Consider the following 19,956-nt stretch of genomic DNA (forward strand, 5'->3'; position numbering starts at 1 on the left):
GCGCTGGCCGCCATCGCCCTGGAGCCGCTGGGCCGCCTGGCGATGATCTGGCTGGTGCTGCGCGCAGCGGCCGGCAAGCTGGGCAGCGCCTCCAAGGTACGCAGCTTCGCCTTCCGCGAGATCGAGATCCAGGCCGCCGGCAGCCAGTCGCGGCGGCGCGTGCGCGTGGCCACCGACGGCGAGGTGCAGTGGATGGACATGCCGCTGCGCTTCCGTGTCTCGCCCCGGCCGCTGTGGCTGGTCAAGCCCCGGGGCGCGCAGCCCGAGCGCGCATGACCGACCAGGCGGCCACGCCCGCGGAAGACCTCAGCGCGCAGGCCGGCCCGGCCGAGCGCGACTGCGTGCTGCTGCACCTGTCGGACCCGCACTTCGGCACCGAGCAGCCCGCCGTCGTCGAGGCCCTGGTGCGCTGGGTGCGGGCACAGACGGCCGACGCGGTGCTGGTCAGCGGCGACATCACCCAGCGCGCCACGCGGGCACAGTTCGAGGCGGCGCGCGCCTTCTTCGGGCGGCTGGCCGCGCCGCGGGTGCTCGTCATCCCGGGCAACCACGACATTCCCCTGTTCGACCTCGGCGCCCGCCTGCTGGCGCCGTACCGCCGCTACCAGGCGGCGCTGGGCCGCGAACTGGAGCCCGAGCTGGACCTGCCGCACTGCCTTGTGCTGGGCGCCAAGACCACGCGCCGCTGGCGCCACAGCGACGGCCAGATCGGTGCCGACCAGATCGAGCGCATCGCGCACCGGCTGGCCACCGCCAGCCCGGCGCAGCTGCGCGTGGTGATGGTCCACCAGCCCGTGGCCGTCACCCGGCCGGAGGACCACGAGAACCTGCTGCACGGCCGCGAGGCCGCGCTCGCCCGCTGGGCCGAGGCCGGCGTGGACCTGGTGCTGGGCGGCCACATCCACCTGCCCTTCGCCGTGCCGCTGCCGCAGGCCGGCGGCGCCTGGGCGGTGCAGGCGGGGACGGCGCTGTCGTCGCGGGTACGATCCGGCGCGCCGAACTCGGTCAACCTGCTGCGCTGGACCGGAGCCGGCACCGGCGGGCGGCGCCGCTGCACGCTGGAGCGCTGGGACTTCGATGCCGCACGCGGCGATTTCGCGCTGGTGCTCACCGACGCGCTGGAACTCCCGCCCCACGGCGCCGCGCCGACCGCACCGCTTCCCACCGCCTGACCCACCAAGGATCGATGACCCCTGACGACTGGAGCGCCCTCGGCGCACACATGGGCCGCCTGGCCTGGACCGCCTTTCCCTTCATCATGCTCGCGGCGATGCTGCTGGCGGTGCTCGCGGGCAGCCTGGGCCTGGCGTGGCGCCGCCGCAGCCGTCCCGAAGCCGACGCGCCGCCGCAGGTGCAGCGGCTCGTGCCCGGGCTCGCCATCGGCTTCTTGCTCATCGTCGGCCTGGCCAGCCTGTTCACCCTCTTCGCCCGGCACCTGGGCGACGGCCGCCCGATGGGCCGCATGGACGACGCCCTGAGCCAGGCCATCGGCACGCACACGCCCGGCTGGGCGCGGCAGGCCTTCTCCCACTTCACCCACGTCGGCGACCCGCTGCCGGTGACGGTCTTCGTGCTGCTCTTCGCACTGTTCCTGCGCCTGCGCGGCCACCCGGGCTTCGCCTGGGGCTGGCTGCTGGCCAATGCGGGCAACGCCGTGCTGAACTATTCGCTCAAGCAGGTCTTCGAGCGCGTGCGGCCGGTGCACGACACGCTGCTGGTGAATGCGCCAGGCTTCAGCTTTCCCAGCGGCCACAGCTCGGCCGCCACCGTGCTGTGGGGCATGCTGGCCTACCTGTGCCTGCGCATTGGGCCCAGGGCCTTGCGCCTGCCGATGCTGGCGCTGGCCGCGGCGATGGCCGTGGCCATTCCGGCCAGCCGCGTGTTCCTGCAGGCGCACTTCCTGACAGACGTCGTCGCGGGCCTGTGCTCAGGCGCGGCCTGGCTGGCGATCAGCATCCTCAGCGCCGAGTCGGCGCGCCACCGGCGGCGCGCGCGGCTGTACGTGCCGGCCGGCTGAGCGTGGTTCGTGGTGCGTGCGGCGCGGAACGCCGGGGCATCGCACGAGACGCACGGCACGGCACGGCGCAACGCGATCGCGTGCCCGGCCGCACAATCCCGCGCATGCTGACGATCCACCACCTGGGCCGCTCCCAGTCCGAACGCATCCTCTGGCTCTGCGAAGAGCTGGGCCTTCCCTACACGCTGGTGCGCCACCAGCGCGATGCGGCGACGATGCTGTCGCCGCCGGCGCTCAAGGCGCTGCATCCGCTGGGCGCCGCCCCGGTGATCGAGGACGACGGCCTGGCGCTGGCCGAATCGGCCGCCATCGTCGACTACCTGATCGCCCGCCACGGCCAGGGCCGCCTGCGGCTGGCGCCCGAGCATCCGGACTTCGCGCACTACCTCTACTGGTTCCACTTTGCCAACGGCAACCTGCAGCCGGTGATGGGCCGCCTGATGATGGTGAGCCGCGCCGGCCTGCCTGCGGACCATCCGGTTCAGCAAGCCGTGCAGGGCCGGCTGGAGCGCGTGCTGGCCCTCGTCGAGAAGCGGCTGGGCGAGGCCGAGCACCTGGCCGGCGCCGAATTCACTGCCGCCGACATCATGAGCGTGTTCTCGCTCAGCACCATGCGCCTGTTCCAGCCCGTGGACCTCGCGCCCTACCCCAACATCCGCGCGTGGCTGCAACGCATGGGCGCCCGCCCCGCCTACCAGCGCGCGATGGCCAAGGGCGATCCGGATCTGGTGCCGATGCTGGGGTAGGCGCCGCGCAGCCCCGCCCCTGCCGCCACATCATCCACGGCGGGGGCACGCGCCACATCGCCAGGGAAATCGCCATCGGCCGCGACAGCCTGCAGTCCTAACGCCAGATGGGCACACGCCCCCACTGATCGAAAGGCCGCGGAGCAGGCCATGCGAGTAGGTCCCGCGGAACCGGCTCCGCCGGGCCGCTGGAGCCGCCCCTTGAGGGGAGGTCCGGCCACACGCAGTGAGGCCGGACCACGGGGTGGGCTCAATACTCCATGAAGATCCGCTGCAGCTCCTTGCTGTCGCGCGTCTTGGTCAGCGCCACCATCGCCAGGATGCGGGCCTTCTGCGGGTTCAGGTCATGCGCGACCACCCAGTCGTACTTGTCGTCCGGCTGCTCGGCATTGCGCAGCACGAAGCCGCCGGTGTTCACGCGCGAGCTGCGGATGATCTGCACGCCTTCACTGCGCAGCTTCTGCAGCACGGGCACGGCGCGGTCGGCCACCGAGCCGTTGCCGGTACCGGCATGGACCAGCGCCGCCTTGCCCTTGCCGATGGCCTCGTACTGGGCGGCGGGCACGTTGCCGTAGCCGTAAGCGATGTCCACCGCGGGCAGCGCGGTGATCTGGTCGATGTCGAACTCCGACTGCATGGTGTGCTTCTTCACCGGCGCACGGAACCAGTAGTTCTTGCCCTCGACGATCATGCCCAGCGGGCCCCACTGGCTCTTGAAGGCCTCGGTCTTGATGTTGATGGCCTTGGCCACGTCGCGGCCGGACTGGATCTCGTCGTTCATCGTCACCAGCACGCCTTTGCCGGATGCGTCCTTGCTGGCGGCCACGTTCACGGCGTCGTACAGGTTCAGCGCGCCGTCGGCCGACAGGGCGGTGCCGGGGCGCATGGAGCCGACCACCACGATGGGCTTGGCCGTGTGCACCGTGAGGTTGAGGAAGTACGCCGTTTCTTCGAGCGTGTCGGTGCCGTGGGTGACGACGATGCCGTCCACGTCGGCCTGCTTGGCCAGGGCCGAGACGCGCTTGGCCAGGGTCAGCAGGTTGTCGTTGGTGAAGCTTTCCGAGGCGATCTGGAACACCTGCTCGCCGCGCACGGTGGCCACCTTCGACAGCTCAGGCAGGCCGGCGATCAGCTTGTCCACCGGCACCTTGGCGGCGGCATAGGTGGCGCTGTTGGCGGCCGAGGCGCCCGCGCCAGCGATGGTGCCGCCGGTGGCCAGGATCACCACGTTGGGCAGGGCCTGCTGGGCCTGCGCCAGCGCGGCGCCGGCCATGAGCGCGGCGCCGGCGGCAAGGGCGCGAAGACGGTAGGAAAGGTACATGCGGAAACTCCGTTTTTGGTATGTTGTGATGCGGCCTGCACAGCCCGCGGCGGGGTGATGGGCCTCGCCGCCGGACCACCCGATGCGGCCGCCCGATACGCTAATCAGGATTCGTGCCGTGCCCCGGCCACTTCGATGCCGAACCGGCATCCGGTCATGCCGCGCAGTACCATGGCGCGACCTCGACAGCCCCACTGCGCCGCGCCTTGTCCTCCGCCCTTTCCCGCTCCGACACGTCCACCGACGGCCCACCCGCGCAGGACATGCCGGCGCCCGACGGCCCGCTCTCCCGCGCGCGGCCGGGGCGCGAGCGCATCCTGGCGGCGATCCGCGCGGCGGCCATCACCGAGTTCAGCCTGCACGGCCTGAAGGGCACCTCCACCCAGGCCATCGCCCAGCGCGCGGGCCTGACCAAGCCGCAGCTGCACTACTACATCGCCGGCAAGGAAGAGCTCTATTCCGAGCTGCTGATGCAGGTGCTGCACGAGTGGAAGGTGGTGTTTTCCTTCGACGAACATGCCAACGACCCGGCGCGGGTGCTGGCCGCCTACGTGCGCCAGAAGCTGGACCATGCCTTCGACAAGCCGGAGATGTCGCGCATCTTCACGCGCGAGGTGCTCGACGGCGGCCGCAACCTGGAGCGCTTCTGGCCCATGTCGCGCCAGTGGACGCAGAAGAAGATCGACATCATCGACGGCTGGATCGCCCGCGGCCTGATGCGCCCGCTCGACGGCCGGCTGCTGCTGCAGCACATCTGGGCCATGACGCAGTACCACGCCGACTACGCGCTGCAGGTGCGCTCGATGGGCGGCCTGCCCGACGACGCGCACATCGACCGCGAACCCATCGCGCGCGAGCTGGTGGCCTTCGTGCTGGCCGGCTGCGGCATGGCGGTGCCGCCGGACGCCTGACGGCCGGCGCCTGAACGCCCGCACCGGCCCGGTGCGCCCATGCTGGCACGCCACGTGCTTAATTTGACCGATTGCTCTGACTCATCGGTCAAACACCATGCGCGTGCTCGTCGTCTACTGCCATCCGGTCGAAACCAGCTTCGCTTCCGCCATGCACCAGGAGGTGCTGCGCAACCTGCGCGCCGCGGGCCACGACGTGGACGACTGCGACCTGTATGCCGAGGGCTTCAACCCGGTGATGTCGCGCGAGGAGCGGCTGGGCTACCACGACGTGCCCGCCAACCGCGTGCCGCTGCAGCCCTACATCGAACGGCTGGAGCGGGCCGAGGCGATCGTGTTCTGCTTCCCGACCTGGTGCTTCGGCCTGCCGGCCATGCTCAAGGGCTGGTTCGACCGGCTGCTGATGCCCGGCGTGGCCTTCGACATCAGCGACCCGGCCAACGTGAAGCCCATGCTGCGCAACATCAGGCGCATCAGCGCCGTCGTCACCTACGGCCGGCCGCGCTGGATGGCCTGGTACATGGGCGATCCGCCGCGCAAGATCATCACGCGCTACATGAAGCGGCTCACGGCCGCGCAGGCGCGGGTGGACTACCACGCCCACTACCACATGAACGTGGCGACCGAGGCGCAACTCGGCCGCTTCAAGGCCCGCGTCGGCGCCGCCATGGCCGCCTTCCACTGAGGGCCGCGCCATGCCCGCCCTTACCCTCGCCCGCCCGGCGCAGCACGCCTCCGGGGCCCGGCCATGACGGCGCATTCCACGCCCGCCGTGCTGCGCCATGCCCGCCTGCCGGCCTGGCTGCTGGCGGCAGACTGGCCACACGCGGGCGGCCGCCCCGACCTGGCACGCATCGAACTGGCCCAGGGCCGGGTGCGCGGTGTGGCGCCGGAGGACGACCGTCCCGTCGACGCCGACGCCTGGCACCTGCACGGCGCGCTGGTGCTGCCCGGCCTGGTCGATGCCCACGTGCACCTGGACAAGACCTTCACCCTGGCGCGCATCCCCGAGGTGCAGCCCGGCCTGCTCGGCGCCATCGAGGCCTCGGTGGCCGACATGGCCCGCTGGACGCCCGACGACGTCCACGCCCGCGCCAGCCAGGGCCTGCAATGGGCCTGGGAAGCCGGCACCACACTGCTGCGCACCCACGTCAACTGGTCCGAGATCGGCCCGCTGCCCTGCGCCTGGCCGGTGCTGGACCGCCTGGCCCACGACTGGGCTGACCGTCTGGCGCTGCAGCTGGTGAGCCTCACCAAGCTCGACAGCTTTGCCGACCCGGCCGCCGCGCGCACCGTGGCGGCGCAGGTCAAGGCCACCGGGCCGCATGCGCTGATGGGCGGCTTCGTGCACTCCACCAACTGGAACGCGCAGGCCATGCGCCACCTGCTGCAGGCCGCGCAGGCCCACGACCTGGACGTGGACCTGCATGTGGACGAAGAACTGCATCCTGACGCCGAAGGTCTGCCGGGCACCGCACGCATCGCCCGCGAACTGGGCTTTGCCGGCCGCATCGTCTGCGGCCATGTCTGCGCGCTGGCGGCCATGCCCGAATCGCGCGCGCTCGCCATCCTGGACGAGGTGGCGCGCGCGCCCATCACGCTGGTGAGCCTGCCCATCACCAACCTGCTGCTGCAGGACGCCCGCACCGGCCGCACCCCGCGCCAGCGCGGCCTGACCCTGGTGAAGGAGGCGCGCGCCCGCGGCATCCCGCTGCTCTTCGCCAGCGACAACGTGCAGGACCCCTTCTGCCCCGTCGGCAGCTATGACCCGCTGGAGGGCATGGCCGCCGCCGTGCTGGCCGGCCAGCTCGACGCGCCCTTCGACCGCTGGTCCGACACGCTGTGCCGCGCGGACTTCCTGGCCCGCGGCACGCCTGGTGCACCGCGTCTGGTGGACCAGCCGGCCGACCTGCTGATCTTTCCCCAGGCCGACGCCAGTGCCTGGCCCTCGCGCGCCGGCATGCGCGTGGTGCTGCGCACCGGCGTGGCCCATGGCGCACCGCCCGCGGCCTTCCTGCCACCCAGGACGGCCGCCACCGCCTGACCCGCCCCTCACGAACAAGGACGCCCCATGCTGCACGGCTACATCCCCCCGCACCGCTTCCTGCCCTACCTGAGCTGGACCGAGATCGACCAGCTGCCCGACCGCGAGAACACCGTCATCGTGCTGCCCTGCGGCGCCATCGAGCAGCACGGCCCACACCTGCCCTGCTCGGTCGACAGCGTGATCGCCTCCGGCGTGATGGGCGAGGCGCTGCGCCGGCTACCGGCCGCGGTGCGCGCCTTCGCGCTGCCGCCCATCACCTACGGCAAGTCGGAAGAACACCTGCACTTTCCCGGCACCGTCACGCTCACCGGCACCACGCTGCTGGCCACCGCCACCGAGATCGGCGAATCGGTCTACCGCGCGGGCTTCCGCAAGCTGCTGCTGGCCAACGGCCACGGCGGCCAGCCGCAGGTGCTGGAAATGGCCGCGCGCGAGCTGCGGCTGCGCCATGGCGACTTCGTGGTGGTGCCGCACGGCGTGAGCCGCCTGCCCAGCGCCGCGAGCAAGCAGGTGAGCGAGCAGGAGAAGAAGCTCGCCATGCATGCCGGCCATTCCGAGACCGCGCTGATGCTGGCGCTGGCACCCGAGACGGTGCACATGGAGCGCGCCGCCGCCAACTTTCCGCCGCCCTTCCCCATCAAGCTGCTGTCGCCCGACGGCCGCCCGGCCTGCGCCTGGACGGCGCGCGACTTCGGCCCCAGCGGCGTCATCGGCGACCCGACCAGCGCGACGCGCGAGCAGGGCCAGGAGATCCTGGACACGCTGGCCGACAGCTGGGTGCAGGCGCTGACCGAGCTCTACCAGCTGCGCTGGCTGGTGCGCGAGGAGCCCACCTGGGAGCGGGGCCACCAGACCGGCTTCATCCAGCGCACGCCCGACGCGGCCGCCGCAGCCTGAACGCCGGCCGCGGCGCAATCCTTGCATTTCCTTTCCACGAACCGACCGTTTTTCTTTCACCCTCCGGAGAACCCGTCCATGCGCCTTCGCACCGCCCCCCTGCTCGCCACCGTCGCCCTGGCCGCCGCGTCGCTCGGCGCCCAGGCCCAGGAAAAGTTCACCTACATGACCAACTGGTACGCGCAGGCCGAGCACGGCGGCTTCTACCAGGCGGTGGCCACGGGCCTCTACAAGAAGTACGGCCTGGACGTGACCATCAAGATGGGCGGCCCGCAGGTCAACATCCTGCAGATCATGGGCGCCGGCCAGGCCGACTGCATCATGGGCTCCAGCGACCTGCAGATGCTGCGCGCCCGCGACAACGGCCTGCCGGTGGTCACCGTGGCCGCGCTGTTCCAGAAGGACCCGCAGGTGCTCATCGCCCACGAGGACGTGAAGTCCATGGAAGAGATGAAGACCAAGACGGTGCTCATCGCCGCCAGCGCGCAGCAGGGCTACTGGGCCTGGGTCAAGTCCAAGTACGGCCTGACCGATGCGCAGACCAAGCCCTACACCTTCAACATCCAGCCCTTCCTGGCCGACAAGAACATGGTGCAGCAGGGCTACCTGACCTCCGAGCCCTACGCCATCCAGAAGGCCGGCGTGAAGGCCAACACCTTCCTGCTGGCCGACCTGGGCTACCCGTCCTACGCCACCACCATCTCCTGCATGGAGAAGACGGTGAACGACCGCGCCAAGGTCGTGGCCGACTTCGTCAAGGCCACCGCCGAGGGCTGGAAGAGCTACCTGGCCGACCCGGCGCCGGGCAACGTCCTGATCAAGAAGGACAACCCGAACATGACCGACGACCAGCTCGCCTACAGCGTCGCCAAGATGAAGGAGATGGGCATCGTCGGCTCCGGCGATGCGCTCAAGAGCGGCATCGGCACCATGACCGAGGCGCGCATCAAGGCCAACTACGACTTCCTGGTCGGCCAGAAATTCATCGACCCGGCCAAGGTGGACCTGGCCAAGGCCTACAAGCTGGACCTGGCCCGCAACGCCAAGGTGCTGCCGTGACGCAGCCCGTCCAGGCACCCGCCACGGGCGTGCCGGCCATCGAGGTGCTGTCGGCGCAGAAGACCTATCCCAACGGCACGGTCGCGCTGCAGCCGGTGGACCTCACCATCGAGGAGGGCGAGTTCGTCACGCTGCTCGGCCCCTCGGGCTGCGGCAAGAGCACGCTGCTGAAGATGGTCGCGGGCCTGCTGGAGCCCAGCGACGGCCGCCTGCTGCTGTGGCGCAAGCCGGTGCAGCAGATGCACGAGTGCCCGCAGAAGATGTCCTTCGTCTTCCAGTCGCCCACGCTCATGCCCTGGGCCACGGTGCAGGCCAACGTGCGGCTGCCGCTGGACCTGGCCAAGGTGCCGCGCGCCGAGGCCGATGCCCGCGTGGCCGAGGCGCTCGAACTGGTCGGCCTGGCCAAGTTCGCCAACGCCCTGCCGCGGGCGCTGTCCGGCGGCATGCAGATGCGCGTCTCCATCGCCCGCGGGCTGGTGGTGCAGCCCAACCTGCTGCTGATGGACGAGCCTTTCGGCGCGCTGGACGAGATCACCCGCCACAAGCTCGACGCCGACCTGCTGGAGCTGTGGCGCAAGAAGAAGCTGACGGTGGTGTTCGTCACCCACTCCATCCACGAGGCGGTGTTCCTGTCCAGCCGCGTGGTGATGATGGCCGCCCGCCCGGGCCGCATCGTGGAAGAGGTGCGCATCGACGAGCCCTATCCGCGCAGCGCGGAGTTCATGGTGTCCTCGCAGTTCCAGCACTACGCCAAGCACCTGCAGCGCAGCCTGCTGGCGGCCAGCCAGCACACCGACGAGGAACACGCGGCCTGACCGGGGTGGGCCCGAGGCCCGCCGCCTTCGCCACCCAGATCGGCGGCCGCGTGCCGCCCACGGAGATCTACCCCATGAGCATCACCTGGAACGCCGCCACGCCGGCGCCGTCCGACGCCCCGGCCGCCGCATCCGGCACCGGTGCCGCGCCCGCCCCGGCGGCCTTCGCGCCTGCGCCTTCCAAGCCGCCGGCGGCCGTGCCCGCGCGCCCCGCCCGCGTCCCGCTGCTGCGCCAGCCGCGCGTGCAGCGCATCCTGCTGCCGCTGATCGTCGGACTGGTGCTGCTCGGCGGCTGGCAGGCGCTGGTGGTCGGCATGGAACTGCCGCCCTACCTCGTGCCCTCGCCGGTGCTGATGCTGCAGACGCTCTTCACCGATTGGGCGGTGCTGGGCGGCGCGCTGCTGGTTACGCTCAAGATCACCGTGCTGTCCTTCGTGGTGGCGACGATCGTGGGCGTGCTGATTTCCTTCCTCTTCGTGCAGAGCCGGCTGATCGAGACGGCGCTGTTCCCCTACGCGGTGCTGCTGCAGGTCACGCCCATCGTGGCGGTGGCCCCGCTGATCATCATCTGGGTGAAGGAGCCCACGGCCTCGCTGGTGATCTGCGCGGCGCTGGTCGCGCTGTTCCCCATCATCTCCAACACCACGCTGGGCCTGCGCAGCATCGACCCCGACCTGCAGGCCTACTTCCGCATGAACCGCGCGACGCGGCTGCAGATGCTGATGCGGCTGCGCATTCCGAGCGCGCTGCCCTACTTCTTCGGCGGCCTGCGCATCTCCAGCGGCCTGGCGCTGATCGGCGCCGTAGTGGCCGAGTTCGTCGCCGGCACCGGCGGCAATGCCACCGGCCTGGCCTACCAGATCCTGATGGCCGGCTACCAGCTGAACATTCCGCGCATGTTCGCGGCCCTGCTGCTCATCTCGCTGACCGGCGTGGCGCTGTTCGCCGCCATGGCCTGGCTCACGCGCACCGCGCTGGGCAGCTGGCATGCCAGCGAGCTGTCGCACGACTGATGCCCACAAGGACCCCTTGACCATGAACGCCCGCCTCCGCGACATCGAGCAGCTGCACATCGAACTGCCCGACCTCGACTGGATCACCGACCCGAACCGCATCGAGCGGCTGTCGCAGGACTTCTCCTGGTTCAGCCCGGTGCTCAAGCGCCAGCTCGACGGCAAGGTGGCCGACAGCGTGGTGCGCCCGCGCACCGAGGACGAGATCCGCCGCCTGGTCGCCGCCTGCGCGCGGCTCAAGCTGCCCCTCACCATCCGCGGCAGCGGCACCGGCAACTACGGCCAGACCACGCCCCTGGCCGGCGGTGTGGTGCTGGACATGACCGGCTACAACGGCGTGCTGTGGACGCGGCCCGGCGTAGCCCGGGCCCAGGCCGGCATCCGGCTGAACGAGCTGGAGAAGGCCACGCGCCCCACGGGCTGGGAGCTGCGCTGCGTGCCCTCCACCTTCCGCAGCGCCACGCTGGGCGGCCTGTTCGGCGGCGGCTTCGGCGGCGTGGGCTCGATCAACCACGGCCCGCTGGCCGCGCCCGGCAACGTGCTCGGCATCAAGGCCATGACCATCGAGCCCGAGCCGCAGATCGTCGAGCTGCGCGGCGCCGAAGCCATGCGCATGCACCACCTGTGGGGCACCAATGGCCTGGTGCTGGAGATCGAGGTGGGCTTGGCGCCCTGCCAGCCCTGGCTGGAGACGCTGGTCACCTTCGCCGACTTCGACCAGGCGCTGGCCTTTGCGGACGAGGTGGCGCGCGCGCCCGGCCTGGCCAAGCGCGAGGTCGCCTTCTTCGCCAGCCCGGTGCCGGACTACCTCTCCCAACTGGCCGAGCATCTGCCGAAGGGCTGCCATGCCGTGCTCTCGCTGGTGGCCGAGCCGGGCGAGGAAGCGATGAAGGCGATGGCCGCGGCCCGCGGCGGCACCGTCAGCTACCGCCGCAGCGCCGACGAGGTGGCGCGCAGCCACAAGACGCTGATGGAGTTCACCTGGAACCACACCACGCTGCATGCGCTGAAGGTGGACAAGACCCTCACCTACCTGCAGACCAGCTTCACCGCCGGCCAGCACGTGCAGCAGATCACCGAACTGACGAAGCGCTATGCCGGCGAGGTGTTCATGCATGCCGAGTTCCTGCGCACCATGGACGGCCAGCTGAGCTGCAGCGCCTTGCAGCTGGTGCGCTTCACGACCGAGGAGCGCCTGGCCGAGATCATCCAGGAGCACCGCGACTACGGCGTGCGCATCAACAACCCGCACACCTTCATCGTGGAGGACGGCAAGGCGGGCGGCGATCTGCCCGAAGAGGTGGTGGCGATGAAGCGGCGCTTCGATCCGCTCGGCCTGCTCAATCCGGGCAAGCTGCGGCACCATCCCGTCGCGGGCTGAGGCGCCCGGCGTACCGGCGCCGCCGCGTCAACGCCTCGTGCGCGCGCGCCAGACCGAGAAGGCCAGCACGGCCACCGACAGCAGCCACAGCGGCGCCAGCCCGAAGCGCGACACCCACCACGCAAAGGGCGTGATGCCGGTGCGGCCCTCCACCTCGGCCTCCAGCACGCCGCGCGTCAGGCGCGGCAGTTCGTGCGTCACGCGGCCACGGTGGTCGATCACCACCGTGGCGCCGGTGTTGGTGGCGCGCAGCATCGGCCGCTGGAACTCCAGCGCCCGCATGCGCGAAATGGCGCGGTGCTGGTCGATGGCCACCGTGTCGCCGAACCAGGCGATGTTGCTCACGTTGAGCAGGATGGTGGGCGCGTTGGCCGCATCGCGGAAGCCGGCGCCGATTTCGTCGCCGAACAGATCCTCGTAGCAGATGTCGGGCGCGATGCGCTGGCCCTGCCAGTCGAAGCTGCGCTGCGGCAGGCCGCCCCGGCCGAAGTCGGCCAGCGGGATGTTCATCATGTCGGTGAACCAACGGAAGCCGAAGGGAATGAATTCGCCGAAGGGCACCAGGTGGTGCTTGTCGTAGCGGTAGGGCTGCGCGGCCAGGCCCGGGCCGAAGCCCAGCACCGAATTGGCATAGCGGCCCGGGCCGTCTTCCATCGGCACGCCGACGATGGCGGCCTGGCTGCCCTGGGCATAGCGGGCGGCGATGGCGGCGAGGTAGCCCTCGGGCAGTTGGCGCGGCAGCAGCGGCAGCGCCGTCTCGGGCGTGACCACCAGCGCGGCGCGGCTCCTCAGCAGCTGGTCGCCGTACCAGCGCAGGGCGGTCTCGATGCCGGCGCCAGGGACGAATTTCTCGTCCTGCGGGATGTTGCCCTGCAGCAGCGCGACCTGGAGCCGGCCGGTGCTGGCGGCGTCACCGCCGTCGCGGTGCAGCGCACCCAGCGCCAGCGGCAGAACCAGCAGCACAGCGGCCACCACGGGCAGCGCCCGGGCCTGGCGCTGTGCCGGCCACAGTCCCACACAGGCGGCGATGGCCGCCGCCGTCGCGCCGATGCCGTACACGCCCACCCAGGGCGCATAGCCGGCGAGCGGACCATCCACATGGGCATAGCCGCCAGCACCCCATGGAAAGCCGGTGAACAGGCTGCCGCGCACCAGCTCGGCCAGCGTCCACAGCGCGGCGAAAAGCAGCACCCGGCCGCCGGGCCGCAGGCGCGGCGCCAGCCAGCCCCACAGGCCGCCCGCCACGCCGTAGTAGGTGGCCAGACCGCCGCCGAGAAAGAAGACGGCGAGCGCCGCCAGCGGCGCAGACAGGCCGCCATAGGTGTTCATCGAGATGAACAGCCACCAGAAGGTGCTGCAGAGCCAGGCCGTGGCGAACAGCCAGGCGCTCAGGGCAGTCCGGCGCCAGCTGCCGCCGTGCTGGCGCTCGGCATCGAGCAGGGCCGCGAGCGCGGCCAGGGAGAGCAATTGCAGCCACCACAGCGGCTGCCCGCCCCACGGCCAGGCCATGGACGCGGCCTGTACCAGGCCGGCCAGCGCGCAGGCCGCGAGGCGCAGCGCGCGCATCAGTCGGCCGCGTCTTCGGCGCGCGCCGGCGACACCTTGAACCAGCGCACCGCGCCGCCCCGGGTGTGCATCACCACGAAGTCGAAGCCGCCCACTTCATGGCGTTCGCCGCGCTTGGGCACGTGGCCCATTTCGTGCGCGATCAGGCCGCCGATGGTCTCGAAGTCCTCGGATTGCTGTTCTTCGTTGAAGCGGATGCCGAAGGCCTCGGCCACGCGCTCGATGGGCGTGTCGCCGCTCACGCGGTAGGTGTGGTCGGCCAGACCGAAGATGTCGCCCTCGTCCTCGGCGATGTCGAACTCGTCCTCGATCTCGCCGACGATCTGCTCCAGCACGTCCTCGATGGTGATGAGGCCGGCCACGCGACCGAACTCGTCGATCACGACGGCCAGGTGGTTGCGGTTGCCGCGGAATTCGCGCAGCAGGTCGTTCAGGCCCTTGCTCTCGGGCACGAAGGTGGCGGGCCGCAGCAGCGCGCGGATGTTGAGCTCCGGCGAGCGCTGCAGCTTGAGCAGGTCCTTCGCCAGCAGGATGCCGATGATGTTTTCCTTCTCGCCCTCGTAGACAGGAAAGCGCGAGTGCGCGGTGTCGATGACGAGGTAGAGGATGTCCTCGTAGGCCGCATCGATGTCAATGAGGTCCATGCGCGGGGCCGCCACCATCACGTCGCCGGCCGTCATGTCGGCCATGCGCAGCACGCCTTCGAGCATCACGCGGGAATCGGGCCCGATGATGTCGTTGTCTTCGGCGTCGGCGAGGGTTTCGATCAGTTCGTCGCGCGAATCCGGTCCGGGATGGATGAATTCGGCGATCTTCTGGAGGAGGCCGCGTTTGTCGTCCCGGGGAGGGATCGCGCGTTCAGGGTGGGGGTCGGCCACTGCGGGAGGGCGGTAGTTGAGGGAGTCCTAGGATACCGGAATGGCTTGACACGCCAGTGTCAGCCGCCGGCCTGCCCGCATTCGCGCCAGGCCGCGCGGATCAGGGTGCCGAGCGCTGGCGCGCGTCGCGCACGCCGGAGCGCACTTCCTGCAGGCCGGCGAGGAAGGTCCAGAACTGGTGGGCGCGCGCCTTGAGCTGGAAGTCCACCTCGCCGAACTGGCCCAGCGCGATGCCGGAGACACGGCTGTCCAGGCTGGGCGCGGGCAGTTCCAGGTGGGCCTCGGACTCGGAACCACTGCGCACCACGGTCGCACCGGCGTTGCGGGCGATCCGGAGCATGGCGGTGTTCTCGCTCAGGGCGTGGATGAACAGCATGCTCACGCCCTCGTTGCGGGCGACGACGACGGCACGCTCGAACAGGCGCGCGCCGTAGCCACGGCCACGGGCATGCTCGGACACCGACACGCCGAACTCGGCGCAGCTGCCGTCCTGCCCGGTGGGCGCGAAAGCCAGGTGGGCCATGGCGATGATCTCGAGCCGGCGGTTGTAGATGCCGAAGAGCTCGTCGCGCTGGAAGTCCAGGCCGTCGACATAGCGCTGGACCTGCTCGTCCGAGGCAGCATAGCCGAAGCGCAGGTAGCGGTCGCGCTGCGACAGGGCGAGCAGGTGCGACAGGATGCGATGGCGTTCGCGCGGACCCACCGAGCGGATCGGCACCAGGCCCGCCGCCGCGCGCGGGCGCGGCTTGCGCACGGTCGCCGGCGCCTGACCGGCGGCCACGACACCCGGGCGCAGCCACTGCGCACCGGCACGCACGGTATCGACGAATGCCTTGGGGAACATGGGGTCGATCATAAGGGTTTTCCCTAGAACGAAGGCTGGCGTGTTGTCACCAACCCGTCACCGTGTGGGGCCGAAGGACGTGTTTGTTGCGCCGCAGCAACCGCGGCGGCCGCAACGGCGTCAGACGGGCACGGCGGTGGTCGCCTTGACGCGGTCCAGCACGAAGCTGGTCTTGCAGTCCTGCACGCTGGGATGCTTGAGCAGGGTGTCCATGATGAAGCGGCTGTAGTGCGCCATGTCGGCCACCACGACACGAAGCAGGTAGTCCATCTCCCCGGTGAGGGCGCTGCACTCCACCACCTCGGGCCAGGCCTGGATGCTGGCGCGGAACAGGTCCATCGGGTTGCGCTTGTGGCTCTCGGTGTGCTTTTCGAGCCGCACGTTGAGGTAGGCCGTGAGGCCCAGGCCCACGGCCTCGGGCCGCACCAGGGCCACGTAGCGGTCGACCACACCGGTTTCCTCCAGCCGGCGCACCCGGCGCAGCACGGCGCTGGGCGACAGGCTGACCTGCTCGGCGATCTGTTCATAGGTGGCCCGGCCATCGGCCTGGAGCAGTTGCAGGATGAGCCGGTCCTGCTTGTCGAGAGCGTGCATGGGGCGGATTCTTGCCGCATTCGCGCCCCCGCGGGCGCCTCAATCCGCGTCCAGCAGCGCCAGGGTGTGCCGCACGACCTGCGGCGCGAAGGCGAGCTCCACGTGGGCCAGCCCATGGGCGGCGCGGTTGTCCGCACCCGGAAGGGTGGCGGTGGCGGCGGGGAACACCATGTTGTCGCAGTTGGAGTACCAGCAGGTGAAGCGCACCGGCGGCACGCAGGCCTGGGCCGCGTCCAGTGCCTGCAGCCAGGCGCTGCCGATGCGCATCTCGGGGCTGCTGGCGGCACGGCCGATGCGCGCCATCCAGGTGCCGGCATGGGGGGTGGCCAGCGTCACGATGCGATGGACCGGCACCTGCCCGCCACTGCGGCACCACCAGGCGCGCACCACCAGGCCGCCCATGCTGTGCGCCACGACCAGCGGCGGGCGGCCGGTGGCGGCGTGGACACGCCGCACGGCCGCATCGACGGTGGCGACGAAGCCATCGATGCCGCCCAGCGGTGGCTCCAGGTCGACGGCGGCGAAGCAGCGGCCGTCCGCCCGAAGCGCCTTCAGCCAGGGCAGCCAGAAGCCGCGGTTGCCGGCGAAACCGTGCACCAGCACCATGCCGCGCCGGCCGTCTGCGGCAGGAAAGTTGTCCGGAAAGCGCCGCGAGCGGAAGGGCTGGCGCCAGGCCCACATGCGCGGCGACCAGCCGCACTCCGCCAGCCAGGCGCGCCACCATTGCCGGCCTGTGGGATGCGGGCTGGGCCCTTGCCTGCCGACGCGTGCCGCGGCGAGGAACTCGAGGCCCAGCACCGTGGCGTGGCTGCCCAGGAGCAACAGCCACCCAGCCGCCATCCAGGGCCACGGCCGGCCCCAGGCGAATGCCGTCCACCCCAGAGCCGCCACGCACCATGCGGCCACGAACAGCCGCTGCCATCGCGCAATCATCCGGGCATGATCGCATGGCGACCCGGGCAAGCACGGGGACGGGCCGGGGGATGCGGCTTCCACAATGCGGCACAAGATCCGGAGACCGCATGCATCCTTCCACCCTTCCCCACTACCCCGACGGGGTGCCCTTCGACATCGACCCGGCGCAGTACCGCTCGCTCAACCAGTTGTTCGAAGAGTCCTTCCAGCGCTTCGGCGAGCGGCCGTTCTCGGTGTGCATGGAACGGTGGATGCACTACGGCGAACTGGATCAGCTGTCGCGCGCGCTGGGCAGCTGGCTGCAGTCGCTGGGCCTGGAGCCGGGCGCGCGCGTCGCGCTCATGCTGCCCAACATTCCGCAGTTCGCCGTGGCGATGATCGGCGTGCTGCGGGCGGGCTACACCTGCGTCAACGTCAACCCGCTGTACACGCCGCGCGAACTGGAGCACCAGCTCGCCGACGCCGGCGCCACTGCGATCATCCTGCTGGAGAACTTCGCCGCCACGCTGGAGCCAGTGCTGCTGCGCACACCCGTCAAGCATGTGCTGCTCACCGCCATGGGCGACCAGCTCGGGGGCCTGTACGGCACCTGGATCACGACGGCCGTGCGCCACCTCGCCAAGATGGTGCCGCCCTTCAAGCTGCCCATCGACGGCGAGCACAGCGTGACGACCTGGGCCGACGCGCTGGCGCGCGGCCGCGACCGGCCGCTGGCCGCCGACGGCTGCGGCCTCGATTCCATCGCCTTCCTGCAGTACACCGGCGGCACCACCGGCCGCTCCAAGGGCGCCATCCTTACCCACCGCAACATCATCGCGGCCACGCTGCAGGCCGAGGCCTGGTTCGCACCGGCGATGGCCAAGGTGGGCGACCCGGCGCGCATCAACGGCATCGCGGCGCTGCCGCTCTACCACATCTTCGCGCTCACGCTGGCGCTGCTGGCCATCCGCCAGGGCTCGCACATGACGCTCGTTCCCAATCCGCGGGACGTGGGCAAGTTCATCGACGCGCTCAAGAAGCGGCCCTTCCATGTGCTGCCGGCGGTCAACACGCTGTTCAATGCGCTGCTGGCCCACCCCGAGTTCAAGAAGGTCGACTGCTCGCAACTGGTGATCTCGCAGGCCGGCGGCATGGCCGCCTCCGAAGGCACCGCCCGCGCATGGTTCGAGGCGACCGGCTGCCCCATGATCGAAGGCTGGGGCATGAGCGAGACCTGTGCCATCGGCACCAACAACCCGGTCACCAACACGCGCTTCTCCGGCACCATCGGCCTGCCCCTGCCCAGCATCGAGATCGCCATCAAGGACGACGAAGGCCGCACCCTGCCCTTCGGCGAACCCGGCGAGTTGTGCATCAAGGGCCCCAACGTGATGGCCGGCTACTACGGCCAGCCGGCCGAGACGGCCGCCGCCTTCACCGCCGACGGCTTCATGCGCACGGGCGACGTCGCCGTGATGCAGCCGGACGGCCAGTCCCGCATCGTCGACCGCAAGAAGGACATGATCCTGGTCAGCGGCTTCAACGTCTTTCCGAACGAACTGGAGAACGTCATTTCGCTGTGCCCTGGCGTGCTCGAGTGCGCCGTCGTCGGCGTGGCCGACGAGAAGCAGGGCGAGGCCATCAAGGTGTTCGTGGTGCGCAAGGATCCGCAGCTCGACGAGGCCACGCTGATGCGCTATTGCCAGGAGCAGTTCACCGGCTACAAGCGGCCGCGCTTCATCGAGTTCCGCGACGCCCTCCCCAAGACCAACGTCGGCAAGATCCTGCGGCGCGAGTTGCGCGGCAGCGCGCCAGCGGCTGCGACTGCGTCGACGGCGCACTGAGGGCCTGCCCGGCATGGACATGGCGTGGCTGCCAGCGCAGGTGCTGGTCTTCGAGCGGGGCTGGCTGTCCTCCAACAACGTCCTGCTGCTGGGACGCGAAGACGCCGTGCTGGTCGATACGGGCTATTGCACCCATGCCGCCCAGACGCTCGCGCTGGTCGGCGATGCGCTGGAAGGACGGCCGCTGCATCGCATCGTCAACACCCATCTGCACAGCGACCATTGCGGCGGCAACGCGGCACTGCAGCAGGCCTACCCGGGCTTGCGCACGAGCATTCCCGCAGGCGAACTGGCGGCCGTCCGGGCATGGGACGACGGTGCGCTCACCTATGCGAGCACCGGCCAGCAATGCCCGCGCTTCCTCGCCACCGATGGACTGCGCCCCGGCGACACCTTGACGATGGGCGACTTGCCATGGGAAGTCCATGGCGCGCCGGGCCATGACCCGCAGGAACTCATGCTTCGTCAGCCCGACCACGGCATCCTGATCAGCGCCGACGCGCTCTGGCAGAACGGCTACGGGGTCGTCTTTCCGGAACTGGAGGGCGAGCCGGGTTTCGAGGACGTGGGCAGGACGCTGGACCTGATCGAGCGCCTGAGGCCGCGGGTGATCATTCCAGGCCACGGCGGCATTTTCACGGACGTCGAGCAGGCGCTGGCGCGGGCGCGCCGCCGTTTGGCACATCAGTGCGCTGATCCGCAGGCGCACGCGTGGCATGCGCTCAAGGTGCTGCTCAAGTTCAAGCTTCTGGAGCAGGGGCGGATGCCGTCGTCGTCCCTGTTGTCGTGGGCGAGCGCGATGCCGTACGCGGCCGGTCTGGGTTCGCGGTATTTCGAGGGCGAGCCCGTTGCCTCGCTGGTGGAGCGAGCGCTGGGCAGCTTGATGAAAAGCGGCGCGCTGCGGCGCGAGGGGCAGGATGTGATCGACTGCTGAGGATTTAAGCCCAATGCCCAATGCCGCCGCCCAAAACAAAAAGCCCCGCAGCGAATGCTGAGGGGCTTTTTGAGGCTGTAAGAGCCTGACGATGACCTACTTTCACACGGGAGTCCGCACTATCATCGGCGCTGAGTCGTTTCACTGTCCTGTTCGGGATGGGAAGGAGTGGTACCAACTCGCTATGGTCATCAA

The 19,956-nt window shown here is 70.4% G+C and carries 19 protein-coding genes, 1 rRNA gene and 1 pseudogene; 14 read left to right on the forward strand and 7 right to left on the reverse strand.

Annotation, left to right across the window (positions count from 1 at the left end; translation table 11 throughout):
* From NS331_RS26735 to NS331_RS14885, 4 genes and pseudogenes are all read left to right on the forward strand, one after another.
* Positions 1-276 (forward strand): annotated as a pseudogene (locus tag NS331_RS26735) (diacylglycerol kinase); the annotation flags it as partial.
* The gene (locus NS331_RS14875; protein WP_082702507.1) at positions 273-1,172 is read left to right on the forward strand and encodes a metallophosphoesterase family protein; all 900 of its coding nucleotides are present in this window, start codon (positions 273-275) and stop codon (positions 1,170-1,172) included. The pseudogene NS331_RS26735 and the gene NS331_RS14875, both read left to right, overlap by 4 nt.
* Before the next feature lie 14 nt (positions 1,173-1,186).
* On the forward strand, positions 1,187-2,017 hold the full coding sequence (locus tag NS331_RS14880; RefSeq protein WP_153012870.1) for a phosphatase PAP2 family protein: 831 nt from the start codon (positions 1,187-1,189) through the stop codon (positions 2,015-2,017).
* Positions 2,018-2,121: 104 nt separating this feature from the next.
* Entirely contained in the window at positions 2,122-2,763 is a 642-nt protein-coding gene (locus NS331_RS14885; protein WP_058642759.1) for a glutathione S-transferase family protein, read from the forward strand.
* A 250-nt stretch (positions 2,764-3,013) separates the two neighbouring features.
* On the opposite strand, the gene NS331_RS14890 is transcribed toward NS331_RS14885, so the two are convergent.
* Positions 3,014-4,084 carry a type II asparaginase gene (locus NS331_RS14890; RefSeq protein ID WP_058642760.1) on the reverse strand — a complete coding sequence of 357 codons (1,071 nt, stop codon included), beginning with the start codon at positions 4,082-4,084 and terminating at the stop codon, positions 3,014-3,016.
* Positions 4,085-4,347: 263 nt separating this feature from the next.
* Here NS331_RS14890 and NS331_RS14895 point away from each other — a divergent pair, with 263 nt between their 5' ends.
* The 8 genes from NS331_RS14895 to NS331_RS14930 all read left to right on the forward strand — a co-directional run bounded on the left by NS331_RS14895 (position 4,348) and on the right by NS331_RS14930 (position 12,207).
* Positions 4,348-4,995: a TetR/AcrR family transcriptional regulator gene (locus NS331_RS14895; RefSeq protein ID WP_058642761.1), complete on the forward strand. Its 648-nt coding sequence runs from the start codon at positions 4,348-4,350 to the stop codon at positions 4,993-4,995.
* A 97-nt stretch (positions 4,996-5,092) separates the two neighbouring features.
* Positions 5,093-5,680, forward strand: coding sequence for an NAD(P)H-dependent oxidoreductase (locus NS331_RS14900; protein WP_058642762.1), 588 nt, complete (start codon positions 5,093-5,095; stop codon positions 5,678-5,680).
* 63 nt (positions 5,681-5,743) lie between these two features.
* Entirely contained in the window at positions 5,744-7,039 is a 1,296-nt protein-coding gene (locus NS331_RS14905; protein WP_058642763.1) for an amidohydrolase family protein, read from the forward strand.
* 27 nt (positions 7,040-7,066) lie between these two features.
* Positions 7,067-7,939, forward strand: a complete 873-nt coding sequence (locus NS331_RS14910) for a creatininase family protein (RefSeq protein ID WP_058642764.1) — start codon at positions 7,067-7,069, stop codon at positions 7,937-7,939.
* A gap of 78 nt (positions 7,940-8,017) precedes the next feature.
* Positions 8,018-8,998 (forward strand): ABC transporter substrate-binding protein, encoded by a 981-nt coding sequence (locus tag NS331_RS14915; protein WP_058642765.1) that lies wholly within the window; start codon positions 8,018-8,020, stop codon positions 8,996-8,998.
* A complete protein-coding gene (locus NS331_RS14920) occupies positions 8,995-9,813 on the forward strand; it encodes an ABC transporter ATP-binding protein (protein WP_058642766.1) in 819 nt (272 codons plus the stop codon). The genes NS331_RS14915 and NS331_RS14920 overlap by 4 nt, the downstream gene beginning before the upstream one ends.
* Positions 9,814-9,887: 74 nt before the next feature.
* A complete protein-coding gene (locus NS331_RS14925; protein ID WP_082702509.1) occupies positions 9,888-10,826 on the forward strand; it encodes an ABC transporter permease in 939 nt (312 codons plus the stop codon).
* Positions 10,827-10,848: 22 nt separating this feature from the next.
* The gene (locus tag NS331_RS14930; RefSeq protein ID WP_058642767.1) at positions 10,849-12,207 is read left to right on the forward strand and encodes an FAD-binding oxidoreductase; all 1,359 of its coding nucleotides are present in this window, start codon (positions 10,849-10,851) and stop codon (positions 12,205-12,207) included.
* 27 nt (positions 12,208-12,234) lie between these two features.
* Here NS331_RS14930 and lnt read toward each other — a convergent pair whose 3' ends face one another.
* The 5 genes from lnt to NS331_RS14955 all read right to left on the reverse strand — a co-directional run bounded on the left by lnt (position 12,235) and on the right by NS331_RS14955 (position 16,911).
* On the reverse strand, positions 12,235-13,773 hold the full coding sequence (gene lnt, locus NS331_RS14935; RefSeq protein WP_058642768.1) for an apolipoprotein N-acyltransferase: 1,539 nt from the start codon (positions 13,771-13,773) through the stop codon (positions 12,235-12,237).
* Positions 13,773-14,651, reverse strand: a complete 879-nt coding sequence (locus NS331_RS14940; protein WP_058642769.1) for a CorC family transporter — start codon at positions 14,649-14,651, stop codon at positions 13,773-13,775. The genes lnt and NS331_RS14940 overlap by 1 nt, the downstream gene beginning before the upstream one ends.
* Before the next feature lie 100 nt (positions 14,652-14,751).
* Complete coding sequence (locus tag NS331_RS14945; RefSeq protein ID WP_082702510.1) at positions 14,752-15,495, reverse strand: GNAT family N-acetyltransferase; 744 nt, start codon at positions 15,493-15,495, stop codon at positions 14,752-14,754.
* A gap of 120 nt (positions 15,496-15,615) precedes the next feature.
* Positions 15,616-16,089, reverse strand: coding sequence for an Lrp/AsnC family transcriptional regulator (locus NS331_RS14950; RefSeq protein ID WP_058642770.1), 474 nt, complete (start codon positions 16,087-16,089; stop codon positions 15,616-15,618).
* Positions 16,090-16,128: 39 nt separating this feature from the next.
* A complete protein-coding gene (locus NS331_RS14955) occupies positions 16,129-16,911 on the reverse strand; it encodes an esterase/lipase family protein (protein WP_242873761.1) in 783 nt (260 codons plus the stop codon).
* Positions 16,912-17,111: 200 nt separating this feature from the next.
* On the opposite strand from NS331_RS14955, the gene NS331_RS14960 reads away from it, so the two are divergent.
* Together NS331_RS14960 and NS331_RS14965 are read left to right on the forward strand one after the other, a co-directional pair.
* Positions 17,112-18,827: an AMP-binding protein gene (locus NS331_RS14960; RefSeq protein WP_058642771.1), complete on the forward strand. Its 1,716-nt coding sequence runs from the start codon at positions 17,112-17,114 to the stop codon at positions 18,825-18,827.
* A 13-nt stretch (positions 18,828-18,840) separates the two neighbouring features.
* Positions 18,841-19,761, forward strand: a complete 921-nt coding sequence (locus NS331_RS14965) for an MBL fold metallo-hydrolase (protein WP_193758119.1) — start codon at positions 18,841-18,843, stop codon at positions 19,759-19,761.
* A gap of 83 nt (positions 19,762-19,844) precedes the next feature.
* On the opposite strand, the gene rrf is transcribed toward NS331_RS14965, so the two are convergent.
* A 5S ribosomal RNA gene (gene rrf / locus NS331_RS14970) occupies positions 19,845-19,956 on the reverse strand.

This window comes from Pseudacidovorax intermedius, assembly GCF_001476815.1.
GTDB classification, from domain to species: domain Bacteria; phylum Pseudomonadota; class Gammaproteobacteria; order Burkholderiales; family Burkholderiaceae_C; genus Xenophilus; species Xenophilus intermedius_A.